Genomic DNA, 23,489 nt, shown 5'->3' with positions numbered 1-23,489 from the left:
GCTTTCGCCGCGATCAGGTTTGCCATACTTTTCCCGCTCTGACGTTAACTGACACAGCCTGCGGCAGCATGGAGAACGGAAAAGTAAACAGGAGTTAAACGATGAGCAATTGGCTGCAGCAAATTCAATCGGTGCTGGCGAAAAAGGGTGGAGACGGAAAATCGGGCGGTTTAAGTGACATGCTGGCCCCGGGCGCATTAGGCGGGCTGGCGGGATTGCTGGTCGGCAGCAAATCCACGCGTAAGCTGCTGACCAAATATGGCGGCAAAGCCTTGCTGTTGGGCGGCGGCGCGGCGGCGGGCGCACTGTTGTGGAACAAATACAAACAGCGCATACGTGAAACCCATCAGGACGATGCGGGCTTTGGCCAGCTGCAAACGCCGATGGATCAACGCGCAGAGCGTTTAGTCACGGCGCTGGTGTTCGCGGCGAAAAGTGATGGTCACATTGACGATCAAGAGCGTGCCGCAATTGAGCAAAATATCCAGCAGGCCGGCTACGGCGCACAAGCCGAAGCGCTGATTCAGCAGGCGATGAATCGCCCGCTCGATCCCAACTGGCTGGCCGCTGACGTTAAAAACGAAGAAGAGGCGCTGGAACTCTATTTCCTCAGCTGTGCAGCCATTGATGTCGACCACTTTATGGAGCGTAGCTATCTCTCCGCGCTCGGCGATGCGCTGAAAATTCCCCAGGATGTGCGCGACGGTATTCAGCGCGATATCGACGCGGAAAAAGCTGCTTAATTCCGTGCGAAGGTTGCATCCGCAGCCTTCGCTTTTCATCTTTTGCTTACCCTGCGTAAAGTGATGCTGCGTGTAGCTTGGCATCGTGCGTGATTAGTGCCACGCTTGCTGAATGTTGTCCTTCAGGGAGAAGAGCCTAATGAATCAGCCACACGCGAAAAAAATTCCCCATGTCATGAAGCTGCACGGTGAAACGCGCATCGATAATTATCACTGGTTACGTGATGACGACCGCGAGAATCCAGAGGTGCTGGCCCATCTGCACGCCGAAAATGATTACGGCCGTGCGATGATGGCGTCGCAGAATCCGCTGCAGGAACGGGTGTTGAAAGAGATCGTTGACCGCATTCCACCGCAGGATCACTCGGTGCCCTATGTGAAAAACGGTTATCGCTATCAAAGCCGCTATGAAGTGGGCAACGAGTATCCGGCTTATTTCCGGCAGCCCGTTGACGCGCCAGCTGATGAGCCCTGGCAGCTATTGCTCGATGGAAACCAGCGGGCTGCGCACAGTGATTTTTACACCATGGGCGCGCTGGCGATTACACCGGACAATCAGGTGATGGCCTTAGCGGAAGACTTCCTGTCGCGCCGCCAATACGGCATTCGCTTCCGTAATTTGCAGAGCGGTAGCTGGTATCCGGAAGTGCTGACCAATGCGTCATCCAGCGTTGCCTGGGCCAACGATTCCCGCACGCTCTATTACGTGCGTAAGCATCCGAAAACGCTGCTGGCGTATCAGGTGTGGCGCCATGAGCTGGGCCATCCGCAATCTGACGATCAGCTGGTGTATGAAGAGAAGGATGACTCTTTTCACCTCAGCGTGCATAAAACCACCTCCGAGCACTTCATTCTGATTGCGTTGTACAGCACCAACACCAGCGAGATTCTGCTGATCGACGCCGAATATCCGGATGCGCAGCCGCAAGCCTTTTGTCCACGTCGCCGCGACCACGAATACAGCATCGATCACTACAATCATCAGTTCTATATCCGCTCAAATCGCGATGGCAAAAATTTCGGGCTCTATCGCAGCGCGTGGCTGGCGGAAGCACGCTGGCAATCGCTGATCCCGGCGCGTGACAACGTGGTGCTGGAAGATTTTCAGCTGTTTCGTCATTGGCTGGTAGTCGAAGAGCGTCAGCACGGCGTAAACACCTTGCGGCAGATAAACTGGGAGAGCGGCGAAAGCTTTGGTATCGCCTTCGACGATCCCGCCTATGTCACCTGGCTTGCCTACAATCCTTCGCCAGAAAGCGACACCTTGCGCTACGGCTACTCTTCCATGACCACGCCGACCACCTTGTTTGAACTGAACATGGAAACCGGCGATCGTCGCGTGCTGAAGCGCTCGCCGGTGCCGGGCTTCAAATCGGAGGATTACAAAAGTGAGCACCTGTGGATCACGGTGCGTGATGGCACAGAGGTTCCGGTTTCGCTGGTCTATCACCGCAAGCATTTCCAGCGCGGCAACAATCCGTTGCTGGTGTACGGTTATGGCGCTTACGGCAGCAGCATGGATGCCAGCTTTGGCACCAGCCGCATCAGCTTGCTGGAGCGCGGCTTCGTCTACGCGATAATTCACGTGCGTGGCGGCGGCGAGCTCGGCCAGCAATGGTACGACGGTGGCCGCCTGAAGAATAAAATCAACAGCTTCACCGACTTTATTGATGTCACCGAAGCGCTGGTGGCGAAGGGTTATGGTCATCGCCAGCAGCTCTACGCGATGGGCGGCAGCGCCGGCGGATTACTGATGGGCGGCGTGGTGAACATGGCGCCGGAGCTGTTCCACGGCGTGGTGGCGCAGGTGCCATTTGTCGATGTGGTAACGACCATGCTCGATCCGACGATTCCGCTGACCACCGGCGAATACGATGAGTGGGGCAATCCCGAACAGGCGGAGTTCTATCACACCATTCGCCAATACAGTCCGTATGACAACATCGAGGCCAAAGCCTATCCGCATTTGCTGGTTACCACCGGTTTGCACGATTCGCAGGTGCAGTATTGGGAACCGGCTAAGTGGGTGGCGAAACTGCGTGAGCTGAAAACCAACGATTCACTGCTGTTGCTCTGCACCGAGATGGATTCTGGCCACGGCGGTAAATCGGGCCGCTTCAAAGCGTATGAAGGGGTGGCGCAGGAGTTCACTTTCCTGATTGGCCTGGCGCAGGGCAGCTTGCCAGACCGCGTCGATTACTGATCGCTCTTCACATACTTGCGCAGCGCCTGCCGTAACGGTGGGCGCAAATCACGCACATTTTCCAGCACCCAACGCAGATAGCCGGGATCTTTACGCGCGATACTGCCAATACTCTGACCGCGATATTTGCCGAACGGGAACACATCGCCGCTCACGGGCGCGGGCTGGCACAAATTCGCCATCTGCTCGGCGTTCCAGCCGGAGGTTTCCATAATGCGGATCAGCAGCGCAGCGGTGACGTAGCAGTCATACAATGCGCGGTGCGCATGCAGTTCGGCCGGTGGCGTGACATCCAGCTTCAGGCTGTGGCGCAGCGCCTGATTGCCATATTTGATGCCTGGCCACAGCTGACGCGCCAGCGTCATGGTGCAGATCCATTCGCCCGGCATAGTGGGCAACATGCGGCGATCAAAACTGGCGTTGTGCGCCACGTAATGCGGACTGCCGTGATAGCGGCCAATCGCTTCTTCGATAGTGGGTTTTCCCATCACCATCGCTTCCGTAATGCGATGTACCGCCATTGCCTGACGACTGATGGGGCGATCCGGGCAGATTAAGTCGCTCATCGGATTGACGATCTGACCGTCAATGACATCCACCGACGCCACTTCCACCACGCCACCCTGCAGGCCGCAGGTTTCGGTATCAATTACTCGTAACATAAATTACTTCTGCTTCGGTTCGTAGGGCAGGCGTGACAGGCTAAGCGAAGCCTGGCGATAGTTCATTAAGCGCTGACGAAACCAGTCACGCAGCGCTTCGGGCTGCTCGCGCTCCACCATTTCGGCAATCACCGGCATATTGTAGCGCTCTTTGAATGCAACGCCCGCGGCGGCCAGATCGACATTGACTTTGTCTTTCTCTTCCTGCGAGAGCAGGGCAAGGTTTTGGCTCATGCTTTTCTCCTGATAAACAGGGGCAAAAGTAATGGTTTCGGACCCTGGGATCAAGCGGATTGGATCGCACCGCAAGTCTCGACACCTGCGGATCGGCGGCGTATCCTGCTGCCACGTTTGCGGTGGTTTGCCGCATTTAATAGGGAAGAAGTCATGAAGAAAACTGCGTTCAACGCTGTCGTCGCGCTACTTCTGGCGTCATCAACGCTGGCCTTCAGCCAGGTTGCTATGGCACACGCTCACCTGAAAACCCCGGTCCCAGCCGACAAAGCGGTGGTGGAAACCTCCCCGCAGAATTTAACGTTGACCTTTACCGAGGATGTTGAAGCGGCATTCAGTGGCGTGGATGTGCTCAATGCACAACATCAACCGGTGGCGGTTGGAAAAGCCAAACTCAACGATAAACAACACGATCAGCTGATTGTACCGATCAACCAGCCGCTGCCGTCGGGCAATTACCAGGTGAACTGGCATGTGCTGTCCGTTGATGGGCATAAAACCAAAGGCAGCTATACCTTCAGCGTGAAGTGATTGATGAGTTTGAGTACGCTGTGGATTGGCCTGCGAGCGCTGCATTTTATGTCGGTGCTGCTGCTCGCCGGTAGCGCCTTTTATACCGCGCTACTGGCGCCGCGCCGCTATCGTCCGCTGCTATCACAGCGTTTAGCTTTACTTCTCCGTACCAGCGCGCTGCTGAGTTTATTCAGCGCCCTGTTGATGCTGGCAACGCAAACCGGCTTGATGAGCGGCGACTGGCGTAATGTCAGTGACAGCGCAACCTGGCAGGCGGTGCTCAGCACGCGCTTCGGCCGGGTTTGGCGTTGGGAAATCACGTTCGCACTGCTGAGCACGTTAGCGCTGCTGCTGCGTGGCACACTGCGGCAAAATCTGCTGCTGTGCAGCGGCCTGTTACAGTTGGTGGCGTTAGCCGGTGTTGGGCATGCCGCGATGCGTGATGGCTGGCCCGGATTGCTGCAACAAGGCAATCACGCGCTGCATTTGATTGCGGCTGCATTCTGGGCGGGCGGATTACTGCCGTTGTTATTACTGATGCGTGAAGCGCGGCAGATCGCTTTTCGCACCGATGCGATTCGCTGCATGATGCGCTTCTCGCGTTACGGTCACCTGGCGGTGGCGCTCGCGCTGCTGACGGGCATCATTAATAGCGTGCTGATTGCCGGTTCGCCGTTGCATTGGCAAGCCACGCTGTGGAGCGAACTGCTGGTGGTGAAAGTGCTGCTAGTCATGCTGATGATCGCTATTGCGCTGACCAATCGCTATCTGCTGGTGCCGCGCTTTCGCCTGGCGGCCAGTAACGCAGCGCATCTGTTTATTCGCCTGACGCAGCTTGAGCTGCTGCTGGCCATTATTGTAATTGGGTTGGTGAGCGTGTTTGCCACGCTGTCACCGGCCTGAATGTGACATTCAAGAAGATGAAATGAGGTCGATATTTTGCTGAAGAAACTGATTCCAGCTTGCGTATTGATGGCGCTGTGCAGCCAGGCGATGGCGGCACAGATTATTACCGTCAGCCGTTTTGAGATTGGAAAAGACAAATGGCCCTTCACCCGCGAAGAGGTGATGTTGACCTGCGAGAAAGACGGCGCGCTGTTCGCGATTAACCCGGGCACTTTGTTGCAGTATCCGCTCAACGATAAAGCCTTTGCGCGCAAAACGGCCGGGCAGGGCACACTGCAATCGATCGACACCATTGTCGCCGTTGATAAAGCCCATCCAGGCCAGAAAATGAGTCTGCAACCGATCATCGACCGCGCGCAGCAACTGTGCGGTAAGTAATCCCTATATTCTCAGGCGTAGCGCACAATTCTGCCGCTACGCTTGCTTCCTCGTTCTGTCACCACGATCACAGAGTTGTCACCTTTCGCAACCAAACCGCATGATTGGCTGGAAAACCAGCAATCCTGGTCTACCTTTAAATGGCAAGGCGTCCTCGCCTGCAAAAATGCCAACTTTTAGCGCACGGCTCCCAAAGAGCCATTTCCCTGGACCCGATACAGGAATCGTATTGGGTCTTTTTTTATCTGCATAATAATGAATTGTCTGCACGCGCCAGGCTTACCTTTATGCCGGCATCTACACTTAATTCTCTAAGCAACTCAGGAGGATTTATGTCTGATAGACCGATTGAAGCGGATGAGCTTGAAGAAGATACCAAGGTGAAGCCGGATGAGCATGAAAAAGACGATGAGAGTCTGGCACCGGAGTCGGGCGACAAGCAACCTGATTGATGATTAAACCCACTTCGGTGGGTTTTTTTATTTTCTGTTTTTCTTTTTTATATGAATTAAAAATTTTTTTACCTTGCTACCTGGTAAGATAAATGCGTTAATGCGTCGTCGGTCTGAATAGCAGACAGTTAGAAGGTTAGTTCCCATTGTATTTCTCATCCCGGTTAGTGCCGCTTCAAGCCCTTTCTCTTTGAGTCTTAGCCTAAGTTCTGATTCGTATCTGCAACTCGGCCCTTACGCCAATAGGCTCATTTAAAAGGTAAAAATTATGTCTAATAAAATTCTTGGAACGGTAAAATGGTTCAACTCAGAAAAAGGCTTCGGCTTTATTTCTCCTGAAAATGGCAGCAAGGACGTTTTCGTTCACTTCTCAGCCATTCAGGGCACTGATTATCGCTCACTTGATGAAGGTCAGCGTGTTGAGTTTTCAGTTGAAGATGGTCCAAAAGGTCCGTCTGCAACAAATGTATTAGGTCTGTAATTATTCGCATTTATCATCGTTTAAGATGTCCGCATTGCCAGAGTTCACAATATCGTACCTCCGCGTTCGATATTACGAAAATGAACCCACATGGCGCTAAATGTATTTTCTGCAAATCATCAATGATTGTGTTGAAAACTGCTTGATAGCGGATATTCTGCCCTGATAATTATCAGGGCTTATCAGGCAATTGCCTGATATCAGAATCATTAGCACTGCTCAGGCAGTGCTTTTTTATTTTAAATACCCCCGCATATCTTCACTTATTCCCACGTTTACCATCTTACCCACATGCTACTTTTTCTCTTATTCCGAAATAAATTACCGTCATAGAGAGAATCTTGCGAGATGCACAAGCCCGTTATCCTGATCGCCTTGCTGCTGAGTGGTTGCGCACTGAAACAGTATCCGCAGTCCGCCAAAGTGAGCGATGCCGAAGCGCAAACCTATGACTGTGCAGCACTGAATCAGGAGATCGCTAAAAGCCAAAGCGTTCAGCAGCAGATTGATAAAACCGGCGAGTTTGATGCGCTAACGGTATTGGGATTCATCGGGGATTTTGGTATCGGTAACGGCATTGCAAAGGCCAGCGCTAACAATAAAGCTGCGGCGCGTTTGCAACAGCTGGAAAATCTCAAAACAGTGCGTTGTGCGCATAACGCGACTTGATCGTTAACGGGTGGCAAATAACCTGCAAAAAAGATGCGGTCATATAGCAGCAGTCAGCCTGTGCGAAAAATGGTATAACGTTGGCGCATCTGATTAATGGCCGGATAAGGATCCTTCATGGCAAATACACAATATCTACTTTGGGTAATGATTGGCACACTCACGCTGCTTTGTATCTTTATTGGTGTGGTGGTTGGCCGCGCCAAAACGCCGCGCATTGGAACGCTGACATTCGCCGGTTTATTAGCCTTCTTCTTGATAGCGATCTTTTTAATCACACGCTAGTACGCAATGCGCGCTCAATGCCGTAAATAGCGCTGCAGAGATTTGTATAAGGCTGCAGTGCGCAGCCTCAATTCAACGTCACAGCGGTTTACGCGCGGCCAGCAAGAACATCATCGGACGATCGCGTTCTTCCGCCAGCGCGGGATTGTGTGCAACCATCTCTTCGCTCGGGCCCCATTCATCAAGATGCACGATCTCAAATCCTGCGCCAATTAACGCATTGATCCAGGTTGCCAGCTTGCGATGTTGCTTCTTCACGCCATCGGCAAACCAGTTGCTGATGCGTTCCCCTTCCTGCTGGTAATGATTAACTGGCCAGCTGCGCTGCTGCTGTTCATCCACAATCCACTGCTGTTGAGTAGGTGCAGTGTAAATCGGATGCTCACAGGAAAACACCAGCGCGCCGCCCGGCGTTAGCGCCTCAAACACGGTTGCGAAGAGTGCGTCAATATTGCTGAGGTAGTGCAGCGCCAGCGAACTGTAGGCGAGATCATAGGATTCGTTCAGTTGCAGCGATTCTAAATCGGCGCGCTGATAGCGAATCCCGGTTCCCTGCGTCATGGTGGCGGCTTGCGCTAACATCTTCTCGGAAACGTCCAGACCCAGCACCTCACGCGCGCCTTGCTGCTGCGCGTAGCGGCAAAACCAGCCGTAACCGCAGCCGAGATCGAGAATACGTTTATCATGCAGGTCGGGTAGTAGCGCACGCAGTGCGGGCCACTCTGGCGCGCCGTCTAATCCCTTAACGGAACGTGGCAAGGTGGCGTAACCGGCAAAAAAAGTGGGGTTGTCGTAAATATTCTGGCTCATACAGGCTCCTTTATATGATGCGCAAAGGAGTTTAGGCGTTTAGCGCGGAATGTAAAGTCGCGTAATTATCCCACAAATAACAGATGTACCAGACGAGCGAGTGATTCCAGCAGCAGCAAGCTACCGATGAAAATAACGATTAATACACCAATGAATTGCTTCCGTCCGCTCATGCTGTTCCCTCCGCTGGCTAACGTTGCCGGACTATACTTTAAGCCGGGCTCACTAAACTTCCAGTCAACCGGGGAAGATTACATGCTTTACCAAAAGGTGAACGCGCAAATGTGGCGAAATATTTGGGTGGTTGGCGATCTGCACGGTTGCCGCGCCCAACTCGATGCGCAACTGCTCAAGCGGGATTTCGATAAGCAGCAGGATCTACTGCTGTCGGTGGGCGATTTAATCGATCGTGGCCCGGACAGCCCCGGCTGTTTAGCGCTGGTGCAGGAGCCCTGGTTTCGCTGCGTGCGCGGCAATCATGAGCAGATGGCGCTCGCTGCGCTGGATGGGCGCGACCAAACCTTGTGGATGATGAACGGCGGCGAGTGGTTCTGGCAGCTCAAAGGCGCAGCGTTGATTGCTGCGCGCCATGCGTTGAAGCGCTGTGCTGAGTTACCGTTGATCCTGCATCTGGATTTCGGCGATCGCGTGGTGGTGATTGCCCACGCCGATTATCCCGCCAGTCATTATGCTTTAGGGCAAGATGTTGACTGGCAGCAAGTGGTGTGGAGTCGCGATCGACTGGGACGCCATCAACGCGGCAGTTCAGCCAGCATCGATGGCGCCAGTGATTTCTACTTCGGCCACACGCCGTTAGAACAACCGCTCAATGTGGCGAATCAGCATTACATCGATACCGGCGCGGTCTTCGGCAATCGCCTCACCCTGGTGCAGTTGCAGTAACGCTTAGCGGAACAGACGTCCGTCGCGCACCAGTTCACGCGGATAGCTGTTTTTAATCCGATTACCCACTTTCTTCGCCAATCCCAGCGGCTGCTGCTGGTAGGTGACGATCACCTCATCCCGGCTGGGCAACGTTTCCGGATGAATATCCTGACCGCGATACCAGGTTTCCGCTTCTGCATCAGTGAGTTCGAAATCCAGCGCGCTGCCTGGCTGCGTCAACGCCACGACCGCTTCATGCTGCCAGCGATAGCCTTTCGGGAAGGTTTCGGCCAACTTGAGGCCGATGCGCGAGAAGCGCACTTTACCCAGCCAACCCTCCAGCGCCGCGGGGAACAGCCACAGCTCTTTATCGCGCTGCCATAGCGTGTGATTTTCATCCCACTGCAAGCCGACTTTGGCCGCGGCCTGTTGCACTTCGGCGCTCAGCTTGCGGCTGGCTGGTGAGAAGGGCAGTTTGCCGACTTTGTAGGTTGGCGTTGGCAGCGCGGGAATACTGGCGGTTTTACGCAGACGCGCAACGAAGAAACCTTCACTATCGAAAATCTGCGGGAATACGTGCAGGAAACCTTCGGCGGTTAACGCCTGATCGGCTCCGTCGAATAAACCGTTCAGCGGCACGATTTCAACCGCGTCGGGATAACGCTGCTGCAACCAATGAATCACCTGCTGATTCTCGATTTGATTCAGTGTGCAGGTAGAGTAAATCAGCGTGCCGCCTGGCTGTAAGGCATGGAAAGCGCTGTCGAGCAGATCGCGTTGGGTTTCCGCAATCGCTTCGGTGCTGGCCAGCGTCCAGTTACGCAACGCATCAGCATCTTTGCGCACCACGCCTTCGCCAGAGCAGGGCGCATCGAGCAGAATGGCATCGAAACGCTCCGGCAGCGCGGCGCCAAATACACGGCCATCAAAATGGGTCAGCGCAACATTGCTGACGCCACAGCGGCTGATGTTAGCGTGCAGCACTTTAACGCGGCTGGCCGAGTATTCGTTCGCCAGAATGGCGCCTTCATTGCGCATCAGCGCGGCCATCTGGGTGGTTTTAGAACCGGGCGCAGCAGCCACATCCATCACCTGACGCGCATCGGGTGCGGCGTCAAACAGCGCGGTAACCGGCAGCATCGAGCTGGCTTCCTGAATGTAGAACAGTCCGCTCAGATGCTCCGCCACGCTACCCAGCGGCAGCGATTCGTCGTCACGCTCGATCCAAAACCCTTCGGCGCACCACGGAATGGGCGATAAGCGCCAGCCATAGTCGGCGGTGCGGGCGAGGAAATCATCCACGCTAATTTTTAAGGTGTTGACGCGTAAGCTGCGACGCAGCGGTTGCTGGCTAATGGCGAGAAAGCGCTGCAGTTCGGCGTCGTCAGCAAGGCTGGCGCGCATCAGCGCGAGGAAATCTTCGGGAAAGCGATCGGACACGGGCATCTACCGGGAAACGAAATGAGCGCGAAGTGTAACACGCGAAAAAGAATCGGGCAGCCAGGCTGCCCGATTTGCTTAAGGTTGATGAGGGTCCGGAATCGCCGTGCCCCAGTCGCGCCACGCTTTCGGCGCTTCATCCTGTAGCAGGAAATGTTTGTTGGCGCCGGCCTGCGGTGCTAATGGCACCGTCGGCGGCGTGGCAAACTGTACGCCGCCGCGAATGAACTGCTGGAAGGTGCCGGTTTTCAACACGCCGCCTATCAGACCGAAATCGAAGTTATAGCCGGAAGCCAGCCAGAACACCGAATTGTTGCGCACCAGATGCTGGTACTTTTTGCTGATACGCAGCGCGATCTGCACGCGATCCGCCATATTGCCCAGCGACGTTCCGGTGACGGTGCCCACTTCAACGCCCCGGAACAGCACTGGCGTGCCCACCGACAGCGATCCCGCGTCAGCGGCATCGACATATATTGTCAAGCCGTTCAGGTAGCGTGAATCGGTGATGGTGCTTTCCTGTAGTTCAAAGGTGCGCGCCGGCGAACCTTTGCCCGGATCGACGTTGAGATAAGGCTGCAGCAGCGTTTCGATATGGTTAACCCCCGCCGCAGAAATCTCCGGCGACACCACTGAGAAGCGGCTGCCGATGCGCGCGAAGTCCTGCACGTATTCCGGATAAAGCACCGCTTTGGCGACAACCTGATTGTTATCAGAACTCAGCGCCAGTGATTCAACCTGACCAATGTTGATGCCGAGATAGCGAATCGGCATGCCCGCCGCCAGTTTGCTGGCATCGAAGGTGTGCAGCGTAATCTGGCTGCCAACTGCACGCGCCGCGGTTTCAGACGAGTAGAGCACGCGTTTCACGCCTTTCGCTGCCTGCGCGCCGGTGAGATTATCGAAACTGATCGCGCCTTTGAGCGCGCGGTTGAGCGGGGACGCTTGCACCGTCAAACCGCTGCCGTTGAGCTGCACTTTCGCGCCACCTTCGGCCCAGAACACGCTCTCGCTGGTCAGCAGCTTGCGATACTGCGGCTGAATATGAATCGAGATTTCAAACGCATCCGCGCGCGGCACTACATCCACCACTTCACCGACCTGGAATTTGCGGTACAGCAGCACTGAACCGGCCTGTACATCCGGCAAGCTTTTGGCGGTAAGTTTCAGCGTGGTTGGCGGCTGTTCACCCACGATGCCTTCTTCGGCACGTTCCGCATCCGCATATAAAGGATAACGACTGGAAGGATTACCTTTCGCGCCAGGAATCAGGCGAATGCCGCCATCTACCCACTCGCGCGCGCTGGCGCCCAGCACTTTCATCCCGTCGAGTCCAAACTTCACATCAAGGCGGCTATTCACCACAAACTTGCTGTCAGCGTGCACCAGATTACGGTGCTCCGGATTGATGGCCGCCACAAAGCTGATGCCATTTTCATCCAGCGTGCGTGAAATCACCTGACCGATTTTCATGCCATACAACATCACCGGCTGGCCGGCATCGATACCGTAGGTTTCCGGCGCGCTGAGTTTTACCGTCAGCACGTCAGGTTTCTGCAGCAATGTTTCGCTGGCTGGCAACACGGTAAAGTGATCCTGCGGTTCGCCTTCGCCTGGCACCAGTTCAAAAGTATTACCGGTTAACAGGCTGCTGAGATTGGTGTCGGTCAGGCTGATCTTCGGCGTGCGCATTTCAATGCGCGTCCCGCTGCGCATCAAACCGGTTACTGAAGGATCGACCGTCAGCTCGCCGGTGACTTTGCCGCCATCCAGCAGGTTGAGTTTGGTTAAGGTGCCGACTTCCAGTCCCTGATACATCAGCGGTGTGCTATCGGCTTTCAGGTTATCGCCGCTCGGCAGGTTCAGTTTCACTTGCACGCCGCGCTGACTGCGCGCCAAATCCGGATAGAGCTGGTAGTTGGCATCCACCTGAGCTTGCTCGCCGTCATTGGGTGAATCGAAGGCAATCGCGCCATTCACTAACGCGGCCAGGCTTTCCAGCTTCACTTTGGCACCGCTCAGGCTGACATCCGCATCAACGCCGGAAACATTCCAGAAGCGGCTCTGCTTTTTCACCAGATTGATAAAGCGGCGCTCAATCAGCACATCAATGGTAACGCCGTCGGTGCTGTTGTTGAGGCTGTAATCGTAAACGCGACCCACCGGAATTTTGCGGTAATAAACCAGCGAACCGGTGTTGAGCGAGCCGAGGTCGGGCGCGCGCAGGTGGATAAGCAGTTCGCCGGTATTAACGCGATACTTCGGTTGGGTATCGAGTGCGGTGAAGTGATCGCTCTCTTTACCTTTACCCGGCATCATGCCGATGTAGTTACCGCCGACCAGCGCATCAAGCCCGGAGACGCCCGCCAATGACGCTTTCGGCGTCACCAGCCAGAACTGAGTGTCTTCACGCAGTGCATCGCGCATGTCGCTTTTGATGCTGGCTTTAATCTGGATGCTGCGATAGTCATCACTCAGCACAATGCCTTGCACCGTACCCACTTCCACGCCCTGATAACGAATCGGCGTACGGCCTGGCACAATCCCGTCGGCAGTCTGGAAGTTAATGGTGATCGTCGTACCGCGCTCCTGATAGTTGGTCCACAGCAGCCAGCCGGCAATCAGCAGGGCGATGATGGGCAATAACCAGAATGGCGAAATCTTGCGCTTGTTGCGCAGATTGGCGCTAGTCGGTGTAGTCGGCGTTTCCTGTTGCATGTGCATCCCAGATCAGGCGGCTATCAAGCCACTCTACAGCCATAATGGTCAGGACAACGGCGGCACCAAAATAGAAGGCGGCCGGTCCCATGGTGAAAGCCAGCAGCTGATCACGATTGACCAGCGACATGGTTACAGCAATGACGAACAGATCCAGCATCGACCAGCGGCCCACCCAGGTGACGGCGCGCAGCAGGCGAATGCGGGTTTTTAAGCCCTGTTCGCATTTAAAGTGAATGCTGAGTAACAGAGTCAACATCACTAACACTTTGGTAAAGGGCACCAGAATGCTGGCGATAAACACCACCGCGGCCACCGGTATATTGCCCGATGCCAATCCCAGAATGCCGGAGAAGATGGTGTCTTCACGGCGTGCGCCATTAACATAGACCACCGAAATCGGCAGCAAATTGGCGGGGATCAGCAGCACAATCGAGGCGATGAGCGCTGCCCAGGATTTCTGCAAACTGTGGCGTCGGCGGTAGTCAAGCGGCGTGTGGCAACGCGTGCAGCGCCCACGCTCATCAGCTACACCGGTTTGATGGCAATTCAGGCACACTTGCCACTCTTCAGGCGGGGAAGTGGGCATCGCTTGCGGATAATAGTGTTCCCACAGTTGCTCGACGTTCAGGTGGATCAGCGTCAGCAGGCTCAGCACCGTCAGCGCAATATAGGCCACTAAACCGTAGCCCACTTCCAGTGAGGCGTAATCCTGCACTTTGATCGATGCCACCGCCACGCCGACCAGATAGATATCCAGCATCACCCACTCTTTGAGCTTGTCCATCATCAGCAGGACCGGGCGCAGGTTCATTCCGAGCGCGTTGCCCACCCACAGATAGAGAATGCCGATGACCAGCGTAACCGGCGCGCCAATGGTGCAAAACGCCACCATTGAAGCGGTGAGGATGTTGCCTTGCTGCGTCATTTGGATTACGCCCTCCAGCAGGCTGGCGTTAATACGCATGCCCAGCAGGCGAATATCAACCAACGGCAAGCTAAAGGCGAACGGCATCAATACGATCATGACCACCGCCATGGCGGTGAGTCGCGTCATCGACCAGTCACGACCGCTCTGAATTTGTGCATGGCAGCGCGGGCAATAGGCTGTCTGATGCGATTTCACATCCGGTAAGGAAAAAAGGGTATCGCATTGCGGACAACGCTGATAACGTGCGTGGGGCAACGTCTGGCTGATAGCGTGAATTTTCATAGGTGACGCAAGTGCCCATCGTTCGTTACGGTTACCGGCATGCTGAGTAGCGCAAAGTTGCCTGCAATATTCGGTGGTACCAGAATACGCTTATCCACCGACTGCTAAGGGTATAGTAACTAACAGAATGATTCACCTTCTGCGCCTGGATTATTAGTGCTTATTTTAACAACTGAGTGACAACAAGGTCACCCCAGTGACGAGTTATGGTTGAACAATGAACAAAAAAGCTTTTTACGAGGATTTGAATCGCGATGTCCGCGCCCTGTTGGCGGGTGAAACCTCGTTCCTGGCCGCGCTCGGCAATTGCAGTGCACTGCTTTTCGAACGCCTGGAAGGCGTGAACTGGGCTGGATTCTATTTACTGACGGAACCGAACACGCTGGTGCTGGGCCCGTTCCAGGGCAAAATCGCCTGCGTACGTATTCCGGTTGGCAAAGGCGTGTGTGGAACCGCGGTAGCCGAGGACAAAGTGCAATTGGTGGAAGACGTGCACGCGTTCCCTGGCCATATCGCGTGTGACGCCGCCAGTAATGCCGAAATCGTGATTCCTCTGAAAGTAAATGGCACCCTCGTGGGTGTTTTAGACATTGATAGTACGGTTTATTCTCGCTTCGATAGCGAGGACGAAGCGGGGCTGATGGCCCTTACCGACGGGCTTTGTGAAGTGCTGGCGGGCAGCGACATCGTAAAATTTATTCAGCTGACGCACAGCTAATCGACTGGATCACATAGCATTTGGCGATGTTGTCATTATAATGTCGCCTGTTCATGCCTGCTCTGGTCGGCAAATCCGTTGTAATCAGGAAATTTCATGGAAAATCAACCTAAGTTGAATAGCAGTAAAGAAGTCATCGCCTTTTTGGCGGAACGTTTTCCGCAATGCTTTAGCGCCGAAGGCGAGGCGCGTCCGCTCAAAATCGGCATTTTTCAAGATCTGGTCGAGCGTGTTCAAGGCGAACTGAGCCTGAGCAAGACGCAACTGCGTTCTGCCTTACGTCTTTATACCTCTAGCTGGCGTTATCTTTATGGCATCAAAGCGGGTGCCATTCGTGTCGATCTCGATGGCAACGCCTGTGGCGTGCTGGATGAGCAACACGTAGAACATGCGCGCAAGCAACTGGAAGAAGCGAAAGCCCGCGTTCAGGCGCAGCGCGATCAGCAGAAAGCGAAGAAGCGTGAAGCCGGTGAAGAGACCGCTGAACGTCGTCCGCGCAAGCCTGCTCCGCGTAAAGCTGCCGAAGGTGATGCAGCGCGTAAGCCACGTCCTCAGGCGCCGCGTGCGGCCGCGACTGAGCGTGCAGCCGCACCGCAGCCACCGCGGGCCAAACCTGTCACTGATACCTCAACGTTGCAGCCCGGCCAGAACATCAAAGTGACTGCAGGCAAAGGTGCAATGGACGCTACCATTCTTGAAATTACTAAAGATGGCGTTCGGGTTCAGCTCGCTTCCGGCATGGCTATGATTGTGCGCGCAGAACATTTGCAGTTCTGAAACGGAGGCTGACCCTGGCATGAACAACATTTTAAAGATCGGTATGATCGCGGGCCTGCTTTTAGCAGGCCCCACCTTTGGTGCAGATAATATTACCCGCGCCGACCAGATTCCCCAGCTACACGAAGAGCCACAGCATCCCACCGTCAGCGAACGCGTTACCTCGCGTTTCACCCGCTCTCACTATCGTCAGTTCGATTTGAATCAGGACTTCTCCGCGAAAATTTTTGATCGCTACCTGAATCTGCTCGACTACAGCCATAACGTGTTGCTGGCATCGGATATCGCGCAGTTCGCCGATAAGAAAACCACCGTGGGTGATGAGTTCCGCAGCGGTAAGCTGGATGTGTTTTACGATCTCTACAATCTGGCGCAGAAACGCCGCTTTGAGCGCTATCAATATGCGCTGAGCGTGCTGAATCGCCCAATGAATTTCACCGGCAATGACACCATTGACATTGACCGGGCAAAATCGCCATGGCCAAAGAGCGTCGATGAGCTCAACGCGCTGTGGGATGCCAAAGTTAAATATGACGAACTGAGCCTGAAACTGGCCGGTAAAGATGAGAAAGAGATCCGCGAAACGCTGACCAAGCGTTACAACTTTGCCATCCGTCGTCTGGCGCAAAGCAACAGTGAAGATGTGTTCCAGCTGGCGATGACTGCGTTCGCGCATGAAATCGACCCGCACACTAACTATCTTTCGCCGCGCAACACCGAGCAATTCAACACCGAAATGAGCCTGTCGCTGGAAGGTATCGGCGCTGTGCTGCAGATGGATGACGATTACACGGTGATCAACTCGATGGTCGCAGGCGGTCCGGCGGCGAAGAGCAAAGCGATCAGCGTGGGCGACCGCATTGTCGGTGTCGCTCAGCCGGGCAAACCGATGGAAGATGTGATTGGCTGGCGTCTGGATGATGTGGTTTCAAAAATCAAAGGACCGAAAGGCAGCAAAGTACGCCTGGAAATCCTGCCTGCTGGCAAGGGCACCAAAACCCGCACCGTGACGCTGACGCGTGAAAAAATCCGTCTGGAAGATCGCGCGGTAAAAGGCACCGTGCATAACGTCGGCAAACAGAAAGTTGGCGTGCTCGACATTCCTGGCTTCTACGTTGGCCTGACTGACGATGTGAAGGTGCAGCTGCAGAAACTGCAGAAGCAAAACGTCGACAGCGTGGTGATCGATCTGCGTACCAACGGCGGTGGCGCTTTGACCGAAGCCGTTTCACTTTCGGGCCTGTTTATTCCAAGCGGTCCGGTGGTACAGGTGCGTGATAACAATGGCCGCGTGCGTGAAGACAGCGATAACGACGGCATCGTCTATTACAAAGGTCCGCTGGTGGTGCTGGTCGATCGCTTCAGTGCTTCAGCTTCTGAGATCTTCGCTGCGGCGATGCAGGATTACGGCCGTGCGCTGATTGTTGGTGAACCGACCTTTGGTAAAGGCACCGTGCAGCAGTATCGTTCGCTGAACCGTATCTACGATCAGATGCTGCGTCCAGAGTGGCCAGCGCTGGGTTCTGTACAGTACACCATTCAGAAGTTCTACCGCATTAACGGTGGCAGCACCCAGCGTAAAGGCGTAACGCCAGATCTGCTGATGCCAACCGGCGTTGAAGCGGCAGAAACCGGCGAGAAGTTCGAGGACAACGCGCTGCCTTGGGACAGTGTGAATGCGGCAAGCTACACCAAAACCGGCGATATCGCGCCGCTGGTACCGCAGCTGACCAAAGAGCACGCCGATCGCATCGCTAAAGATCGCGAGTTCCAGTACATCATGAAAGATATTGCGCGTTTCGATGCGATGAAAGACAAGCGTAATATCGTGTCGCTCAATCTTGCCCAACGTGAGAAAGAGAACCGTGAAGATGATGCACTGCGTCTGGAGCGCATCAACGCGCGCTATCAGGCGGAAGGTAAAGCGCCGCTGAAGAGCATCGAAGATCTGCCGAAAGACTATAAAGAGCCGGATCCGTATCTGGATGAAACGGTGAAAATCGCTAACGATATGGCGCAGCTGGAGAAATCTCAGCCGGCAGCCGCAAACGCGAAGTAACCGTCTGGCTTGTGAAATAGCACCGCTTCGGCGGTGCTTTTTTTTACGCTAAAATCGTTGTTAAGCGTTACTGATGCAGCGAACGTCGCACTTCACTGCCTAATGTAAAGTTATGTCTTTTTAGGCACTTAAAGATTAAGGTTGCTTGAAATGCACGGCGATGACCATAGGATAGATATCCGCGCATATGCGCGTGCACAACTGAGGAAGATTAACGTTTATGATGCGTATTGCTCTTTTCCTGCTCACCAACCTGGCGGTGATGTTGGTATTCGGACTGATTTTGAGTCTGACAGGAATCCAGTCAAGCAGTGTTATGGGTCTGATGATTATGGCAGGTCTGTTTGGCTTCGGCGGTGCGTTTGTTTCACTGCTGATGTCTAAATGGATGGCGTTACGATCCGTTGGCGGTGAAGTCATTGAACAACCGCGTAATGAGACGGAACGCTGGCTGATGGATACCGTCGGCCGCCAGGCACAACAGGCTGGCATTGCAATGCCGCAGGTGGCGATTTATCACGCGCCCGACATTAACGCCTTTGCGACAGGCGCACGCCGTGACGCGTCGCTGGTCGCTGTTTCCACCGGCCTGTTGCAAAACATGAGCCGTGATGAAGCGGAAGCGGTGCTGGCGCACGAAATCGCCCATATCGCCAATGGTGACATGATCACCATGACGCTGATTCAGGGTGTGGTGAACACCTTTGTCATCTTCATCTCGCGCATTTTGGCACAGATCGCTTCCGGCTTCCTGTCGGGTAACCGCGACGGTGAAGAGAGCAGCAACGGAAATCCGATGGTGTATTTCGCGGTCTCGATGGTGTTAGAACTGCTGTTCGGCTTCCTCGCCAGCATCATCACCATGTGGTTCTCACGTCACCGTGAATTCCACGCCGATGCGGGTTCTGCCAAACTGGTTGGACGCGAGAAGATGATTGCCGCACTGCAGCGTCTGAAAACCAGTTACGAGCCGCAGGAGCCAAGCAGCATGATGGCATTCTGCATCAACGGTAAAAACAAATCGTTGAGCGAGCTGTTCATGTCGCATCCGCCGCTCGATAAACGTATCGAAGCGCTGCGTAGCGGTGAATACCTGAAGTAGTCGGTAATAAACAGAAAAAAGGGCGCCAGATGGCGCCCTTGCTGTTTCTATGACTCAGCAGCCTGCCTCGACTGCGTCATGCGCGCCAGGCTCACTACGGCAGCGACGCTGGCAAAGCTACCCGCTAGCAGCAGTGAGGCGTGTGTACCGCTGTCGTTAAATAGATTAAACATTAGCGCCACTAGCGCCGCGCCGCTGCTTTGTCCCACCAGACGCGCGGTACCCAGCATTCCGCTGGCACCACCGCTGCGGTTACGCGGTGCTGCGGTGATGATGGTGTGATTGTTAGGCGACTGGAACAGGCCGAAACCGGCACCGCACAGCATCATGCGCCAGATGATATCCACGTCAGTTGGCTGCGTCGGTAAAAGCGCCAGCAGGAATAGCCCGGCAGCGAACATCGCTAATCCCAATCCGCCTAATAATCCGGCATGGAACTTCTCGATCAGGCGACCTGCAATGGGTGCCATCACCATGGTTGCCAGCGGCCACGGCGTGAGCAGCAAGCCGGTTGCCACTTCATCCCGGCCCAGCACGTTTTGCAGGAAGAACGGCAACGCCACCATCGCCAGCATCTGCGCGCAGAACGAGCAAATTGAGGTGCCTATCGACAGCGAAAAGATCGGAATGCGCAGCAAGTCCACCGGCAGCAATGGCACCGGCATCGCTAACTGGCGACGAACGAAAACAATGCCCACCAACACCAATGCCACCAATTCGGCCACAATCAGCCAGCCGTTTTGTCCCTGCGAGAAACCGCTCAGTGCAGATATGAGCAGGCCAAAGAACAGCGCATTCATCACCGCGCTTGGCACGTCGAATTTCTGTTGTTTGGCTTTCTGGGTGTTATCCGGCAGGAAACGCAACGCCAGCCACAGCGCAACGATGCCGAGCGGAATGTTGATCAGGAACAGCCATTTCCAGCTGGCGACAGACAGAATCGCCGCCGCTACGGTTGGACCGGCCGCGCTGGAGACCGCGACAATCAGCGAATTGATCGCCATACCGCGCCCGAGGAAGCGCTGCGGATAGATGATGCGGATCAGCGCCGTGTTCACGCTCATCAACGCGGCACCACCAAAGCCTTGCAGCACACGCGCCACGGTCAGCGTATTCAACGTTGAGGAGAGGGCGCAAAACAGTGAGGTAGCGATAAACAGCGCGAGTCCAACCTGATAGACGCGGCGGTAGCCGAGCATATCGCCGAGAAACGACAGCGACAGCAGCGAAATAACGATGGCGATTTGGTAGGCGTTAACAATCCAGATCGATTCGGCTGGGCTGGCATTCAATTCACGCGCAATGGTTGGCAAGGCCACGTTGGCGATAGCTCCATCCAGCACCGCCATCATAATACCGAGCGCAATGGTGATGATCGCGCCATAGCGCTGTGGAAGGGGTAATCCATCCTGGGCAACAGTAGAAGGCATAAGTAAAGTAAGTAAAGAGAGTGAATATCATCATGCTAATCAATTCGCTGCCGAAAAGCACCGCATTCATTGACATAAAATTACGTGTGGATGTGTCACTTAGCGTCAGTCGTTGCCGCCATCAGGCTGAAACGCATATACTGGCGCTTCTGTTCCGTTTTTTTTGAAACACTGTCAAAAAGGATACGCGCCATGGCGAGCAGTGATAATGATAAACAGCCAGACTCGGTTTCATCAGTGATGAAAGTGTTTGGCATTCTGCAGGCGCTGGGCGAAGAGCGCGATCACGGCATCACCGAACTGTCCCAACGCGTGATGATGTCAAAAAGTACCGTTTATCGCTTTTTACAGACCATGAAATCGCTTGGCTATGTGGCGCAGGAAGGAGAAAGTGAGAAATACTCGCTGACGCTCAAGCTGTTCGAACTCGGCGCCAAAGCGTTGCAGAACGTCGATCTGATTCGTAGCGCCGATATTGAGATGCGTGAGCTGTCGCGTCTGACTAAAGAAACCATTCACCTCGGCGCGCTGGAAGAAGACAGCATCGTCTACATCCATAAAATCGATTCTCTTTATAACCTGCGTATGTATTCGCGCATCGGCCGCCGTAATCCACTGCACACCACCGCGATTGGTAAAGTGCTGCTGGCATGGCGCGATCGCGCTGAAGTGCAGGAGATCCTGAGCGAAGTGGAATTCCGCCGCAGTACCGCGAAAACCATTGTCACTGCAGAAGCATTGCTGGCGGTGTTGGATCAGGTAAAAGTACAGGGATTTGGTGAAGATAATGAAGAGCAGGAAGAGGGCTTACGTTGCATCGCGGTGCCGGTATTTGACCGTTTTGGCGTGGTGATTGCGGGGCTAAGCATCTCGTTCCCCACCATTCGTTTTTCCGAAGAAGCCAAAAATGAGTATGTGGCGATGCTGCATCGTGCGGCGCGCAATCTGTCTGAACAAATGGGCTACCACAACTATCCTTTCTGAAATGAAAAACGGGCTGTTGCCAGCCCGTTTCAACGCTTAATTGTCGACCACTTCGCCACTTTTCTTCAGCAGTGGACAATCCGTTACGCCGACGATACCGCTGTCTGTATGCAGATACTGTGCCGTAATCATACCGCGTGCGGTCAGATAGCTGCATTGCAGCCCCAGTCCCGCCGCATTCTTATTGCTGCCGGTGAGTACGCCATAGCCGGTCAGCAGCATCGCTAACCAAATTAATGCCACCAGCATAATCGTCCGAATAAGTAGTTTCATCTTATCTCCTTGTGATACACAACGCAGCGCATCCAACCTTGCTGCGAATCTACTGTAACAGCATGCCGCGCTTTAGCCATCGAATCGATCAGAGATAACTGAAAGAGAGGGCAGGCGGGATAATCTGCTTTCCGTCGCTACCCATTATCTTTTGCGTCGGCAGCGAGTAGAATCAGCGGCGGAGTAGATGTTTGATTTTTGACTATAGAGGCAGTTATGAACGAATTAGCCGCAAACACCAGCCCGCTGTTTAACTATGGCGTTCTGGCCATCATCATTCTTGTGGCCTTTATTGTCTGGTTCTTTGTCAACCGGGCTAGCGTGCGCGCCAGTGAGCAGATCCGTTTGCTGGAAGCCGTTATCGAAGAGCAAAAGAAACAGAATGCGCTCCTGCGCCGTCTGGTTGACGCACAGCCATCCACAGCAAAACCACCAGCGGATGAAGACGCGGATGAAAAACGCGATTTTATTCGGATGATCCCGGAACGTTAAGCCGTTAAAAGGGGTGAAATAATCGCCATTATGGCAACCGCTGCGCACTGAAATGGTGCGTGGCGGGATAATGACTTTTAGTAAATTCCCTTCTAAGCCAGGTATGAATAGCAACAATCCCTGCCCGAATGAATATCAACTAAGATTTATCCTAAGGAGTTTTTGTTAAATCAAGCTCTTCAATGTTCTTTTTAACATTTAATTGTTGGGTAGATAGTTAAAATTGAGATAAATGCCACCTAATGTTAATGCGTTTATATGGGGCGCATATTATTGGTTTCTCCTGATTTTGGTGCAAAGCAATTAATAACTTATACCTGAGAAAACTATTTGTACAAGATTTGAACGGCGCGCAGTTGTTGTGTGGCGAGCGAAGTTTTCAGTGGAATATCTTATTGATGCCATATTAGTGCAATATTTTTGTCGTACAGTTAACCCCTAAAATTGTACCAATATAGACATTACCGCTGCGCTTGACTAAGCGGCAATTTGACGCTAACTATACTGACTGATAACCCTTTTTTGCGCACCTTCCGCGCTGGGTGTCAATATGTTGATTGATGAAGTGCCGCGCCAATTAACTAATTATGTGCGTCACGTCGATCACCGTTTAAAAATGGCTTGCCATTAATTTACGGATATGTGATAACAAATCGTAGGTCAAACGAGGTACAGTTCTGTTTATGTATGGCATCTTCAGTAAAGAAGTTACGAGTAAAGACGTTGACGTTGAATACCGCTTCCTTGCCGAACCTTAAATTAGTGCCTCATTCAGTAATGTCTCTGGTTTATCTGTAAGTCTGCCTGCGGGCAATATAATCATTGAAAGGAAATTTGCGAAATGGCAAAGATTAAAGGTCAGGTTAAGTGGTTTAACGAGTCTAAAGGTTTTGGTTTTATTACTCCTGCTGATGGTAGCAAAGATGTGTTCGTACACTTCTCTGCAATCCAGGGCAATGGTTTTAAAACTCTGGCCGAAGGCCAAAGCGTTGAGTTCGAAATCCAGGATGGCCAGAAAGGTCCTGCTGCGGTCAACGTTACCCCAATCTGATTTCGCCCTCA

25 protein-coding genes and 1 pseudogene are annotated in these 23,489 nt (G+C 53.9%); 18 read left to right on the top strand and 8 right to left on the bottom strand.

What is annotated here, in order from left to right; translation table 11 throughout:
- Positions 1-101: 101 nt before the first annotated feature.
- Positions 102-743, top strand: a complete 642-nt coding sequence (locus P6287_RS10860) for a DUF533 domain-containing protein (RefSeq protein WP_137385935.1) — start codon at positions 102-104, stop codon at positions 741-743.
- Positions 744-882: 139 nt separating this feature from the next.
- Positions 883-2,946: a prolyl oligopeptidase family serine peptidase gene (locus P6287_RS10855; protein WP_277973684.1), complete on the top strand. Its 2,064-nt coding sequence runs from the start codon at positions 883-885 to the stop codon at positions 2,944-2,946.
- On the opposite strand, the gene exoX is transcribed toward P6287_RS10855, so the two are convergent.
- Together exoX and P6287_RS10845 are read right to left on the bottom strand one after the other, a co-directional pair.
- Entirely contained in the window at positions 2,940-3,608 is a 669-nt protein-coding gene (exoX, locus tag P6287_RS10850; RefSeq protein ID WP_101764169.1) for an exodeoxyribonuclease X, read from the bottom strand. The two genes, P6287_RS10855 and exoX, sit on opposite strands and share 7 nt — an antisense overlap.
- A 3-nt stretch (positions 3,609-3,611) precedes the next feature.
- Complete coding sequence (locus tag P6287_RS10845; protein WP_008110458.1) at positions 3,612-3,842, bottom strand: DNA polymerase III subunit theta; 231 nt, start codon at positions 3,840-3,842, stop codon at positions 3,612-3,614.
- A gap of 153 nt (positions 3,843-3,995) precedes the next feature.
- Between P6287_RS10845 and copC the strand changes: the two genes are divergently transcribed.
- From copC to P6287_RS10810, 7 genes are all read left to right on the top strand, one after another.
- Positions 3,996-4,373, top strand: a complete 378-nt coding sequence (gene copC / locus P6287_RS10840) for a copper homeostasis periplasmic binding protein CopC (protein WP_277973683.1) — start codon at positions 3,996-3,998, stop codon at positions 4,371-4,373.
- A gap of 3 nt (positions 4,374-4,376) precedes the next feature.
- A complete protein-coding gene (copD, locus tag P6287_RS10835; RefSeq protein WP_277973682.1) occupies positions 4,377-5,258 on the top strand; it encodes a copper homeostasis membrane protein CopD in 882 nt (293 codons plus the stop codon).
- 33 nt (positions 5,259-5,291) lie between these two features.
- Positions 5,292-5,639: a YebY family protein gene (locus P6287_RS10830; protein ID WP_061718597.1), complete on the top strand. Its 348-nt coding sequence runs from the start codon at positions 5,292-5,294 to the stop codon at positions 5,637-5,639.
- Between the two features lie 720 nt (positions 5,640-6,359).
- A complete protein-coding gene (locus P6287_RS10825) occupies positions 6,360-6,572 on the top strand; it encodes a cold-shock protein (RefSeq protein ID WP_007889586.1) in 213 nt (70 codons plus the stop codon).
- A 2-nt stretch (positions 6,573-6,574) separates the two neighbouring features.
- Positions 6,575-6,718, top strand: a complete 144-nt coding sequence (locus tag P6287_RS10820) for a cold-shock protein (protein WP_110866453.1) — start codon at positions 6,575-6,577, stop codon at positions 6,716-6,718.
- A 202-nt stretch (positions 6,719-6,920) separates the two neighbouring features.
- Positions 6,921-7,241 (top strand): hypothetical protein, encoded by a 321-nt coding sequence (locus P6287_RS10815; protein ID WP_277973681.1) that lies wholly within the window; start codon positions 6,921-6,923, stop codon positions 7,239-7,241.
- Positions 7,242-7,358: 117 nt separating this feature from the next.
- Positions 7,359-7,526 (top strand): hypothetical protein, encoded by a 168-nt coding sequence (locus P6287_RS10810; RefSeq protein WP_210080775.1) that lies wholly within the window; start codon positions 7,359-7,361, stop codon positions 7,524-7,526.
- A 78-nt stretch (positions 7,527-7,604) separates the two neighbouring features.
- On the opposite strand, the gene P6287_RS10805 is transcribed toward P6287_RS10810, so the two are convergent.
- Positions 7,605-8,336: a class I SAM-dependent methyltransferase gene (locus P6287_RS10805; protein WP_277973680.1), complete on the bottom strand. Its 732-nt coding sequence runs from the start codon at positions 8,334-8,336 to the stop codon at positions 7,605-7,607.
- Positions 8,337-8,591: 255 nt separating this feature from the next.
- Between P6287_RS10805 and P6287_RS10800 the strand changes: the two genes are divergently transcribed.
- Positions 8,592-9,239 (top strand): metallophosphoesterase, encoded by a 648-nt coding sequence (locus P6287_RS10800; RefSeq protein ID WP_277973679.1) that lies wholly within the window; start codon positions 8,592-8,594, stop codon positions 9,237-9,239.
- Between the two features lie 3 nt (positions 9,240-9,242).
- Here P6287_RS10800 and rsmF read toward each other — a convergent pair whose 3' ends face one another.
- From rsmF to yebS, 3 genes are all read right to left on the bottom strand, one after another.
- Entirely contained in the window at positions 9,243-10,667 is a 1,425-nt protein-coding gene (gene rsmF / locus P6287_RS10795) for a 16S rRNA (cytosine(1407)-C(5))-methyltransferase RsmF (protein WP_277973678.1), read from the bottom strand.
- A gap of 72 nt (positions 10,668-10,739) precedes the next feature.
- Complete coding sequence (locus P6287_RS10790) at positions 10,740-13,379, bottom strand: PqiB family protein (RefSeq protein WP_222182326.1); 2,640 nt, start codon at positions 13,377-13,379, stop codon at positions 10,740-10,742.
- On the bottom strand, positions 13,348-14,592 hold the full coding sequence (gene yebS, locus P6287_RS10785) for a membrane integrity lipid transport subunit YebS (protein WP_137385925.1): 1,245 nt from the start codon (positions 14,590-14,592) through the stop codon (positions 13,348-13,350). Before yebS ends, P6287_RS10790 begins: the two co-directional genes overlap by 32 nt.
- A gap of 217 nt (positions 14,593-14,809) precedes the next feature.
- On the opposite strand from yebS, the gene P6287_RS10780 reads away from it, so the two are divergent.
- The 4 genes from P6287_RS10780 to htpX all read left to right on the top strand — a co-directional run bounded on the left by P6287_RS10780 (position 14,810) and on the right by htpX (position 19,248).
- Entirely contained in the window at positions 14,810-15,310 is a 501-nt protein-coding gene (locus tag P6287_RS10780; protein WP_101764180.1) for a GAF domain-containing protein, read from the top strand.
- A 96-nt stretch (positions 15,311-15,406) separates the two neighbouring features.
- On the top strand, positions 15,407-16,087 hold the full coding sequence (gene proQ / locus P6287_RS10775) for an RNA chaperone ProQ (RefSeq protein WP_110866294.1): 681 nt from the start codon (positions 15,407-15,409) through the stop codon (positions 16,085-16,087).
- 19 nt (positions 16,088-16,106) lie between these two features.
- Positions 16,107-18,146, top strand: coding sequence for a carboxy terminal-processing peptidase (gene prc, locus P6287_RS10770; protein WP_277973677.1), 2,040 nt, complete (start codon positions 16,107-16,109; stop codon positions 18,144-18,146).
- A 220-nt stretch (positions 18,147-18,366) separates the two neighbouring features.
- Positions 18,367-19,248: a protease HtpX gene (gene htpX, locus P6287_RS10765; RefSeq protein ID WP_101764183.1), complete on the top strand. Its 882-nt coding sequence runs from the start codon at positions 18,367-18,369 to the stop codon at positions 19,246-19,248.
- 47 nt (positions 19,249-19,295) lie between these two features.
- Here the strand turns inward: htpX and P6287_RS10760 are convergent, their stop codons facing one another.
- Positions 19,296-20,678 (bottom strand): MFS transporter, encoded by a 1,383-nt coding sequence (locus P6287_RS10760; protein WP_217546459.1) that lies wholly within the window; start codon positions 20,676-20,678, stop codon positions 19,296-19,298.
- Between the two features lie 192 nt (positions 20,679-20,870).
- Between P6287_RS10760 and kdgR the strand changes: the two genes are divergently transcribed.
- Positions 20,871-21,662, top strand: a complete 792-nt coding sequence (kdgR, locus tag P6287_RS10755) for a DNA-binding transcriptional regulator KdgR (RefSeq protein WP_101764185.1) — start codon at positions 20,871-20,873, stop codon at positions 21,660-21,662.
- Between the two features lie 36 nt (positions 21,663-21,698).
- Here the strand turns inward: kdgR and P6287_RS10750 are convergent, their stop codons facing one another.
- Positions 21,699-21,935, bottom strand: coding sequence for a YobH family protein (locus tag P6287_RS10750; RefSeq protein ID WP_008110416.1), 237 nt, complete (start codon positions 21,933-21,935; stop codon positions 21,699-21,701).
- Between the two features lie 216 nt (positions 21,936-22,151).
- On the opposite strand from P6287_RS10750, the gene P6287_RS10745 reads away from it, so the two are divergent.
- The 3 genes and pseudogenes from P6287_RS10745 (at position 22,152) to cspE (ending at position 23,478) form a co-directional block, all read left to right on the top strand.
- Complete coding sequence (locus P6287_RS10745) at positions 22,152-22,427, top strand: YebO family protein (RefSeq protein ID WP_008110415.1); 276 nt, start codon at positions 22,152-22,154, stop codon at positions 22,425-22,427.
- Positions 22,428-23,110: 683 nt separating this feature from the next.
- Positions 23,111-23,182 (top strand): annotated as a pseudogene (locus tag P6287_RS10740) (DUF2627 domain-containing protein); the annotation flags it as partial.
- Between the two features lie 86 nt (positions 23,183-23,268).
- Complete coding sequence (gene cspE, locus P6287_RS10735; RefSeq protein WP_008110414.1) at positions 23,269-23,478, top strand: transcription antiterminator/RNA stability regulator CspE; 210 nt, start codon at positions 23,269-23,271, stop codon at positions 23,476-23,478.
- Positions 23,479-23,489 lie beyond the last annotated feature (11 nt).

Origin of the sequence: Pantoea sp. X85 (assembly GCF_029623675.1) — a bacterium.
Taxonomy (GTDB): Bacteria; Pseudomonadota; Gammaproteobacteria; order Enterobacterales; family Enterobacteriaceae; genus Pantoea; species Pantoea leporis.
Note: the sequence above shows the minus strand (reverse complement) of the source record. Positions and strands in the feature narration are given on the sequence as shown.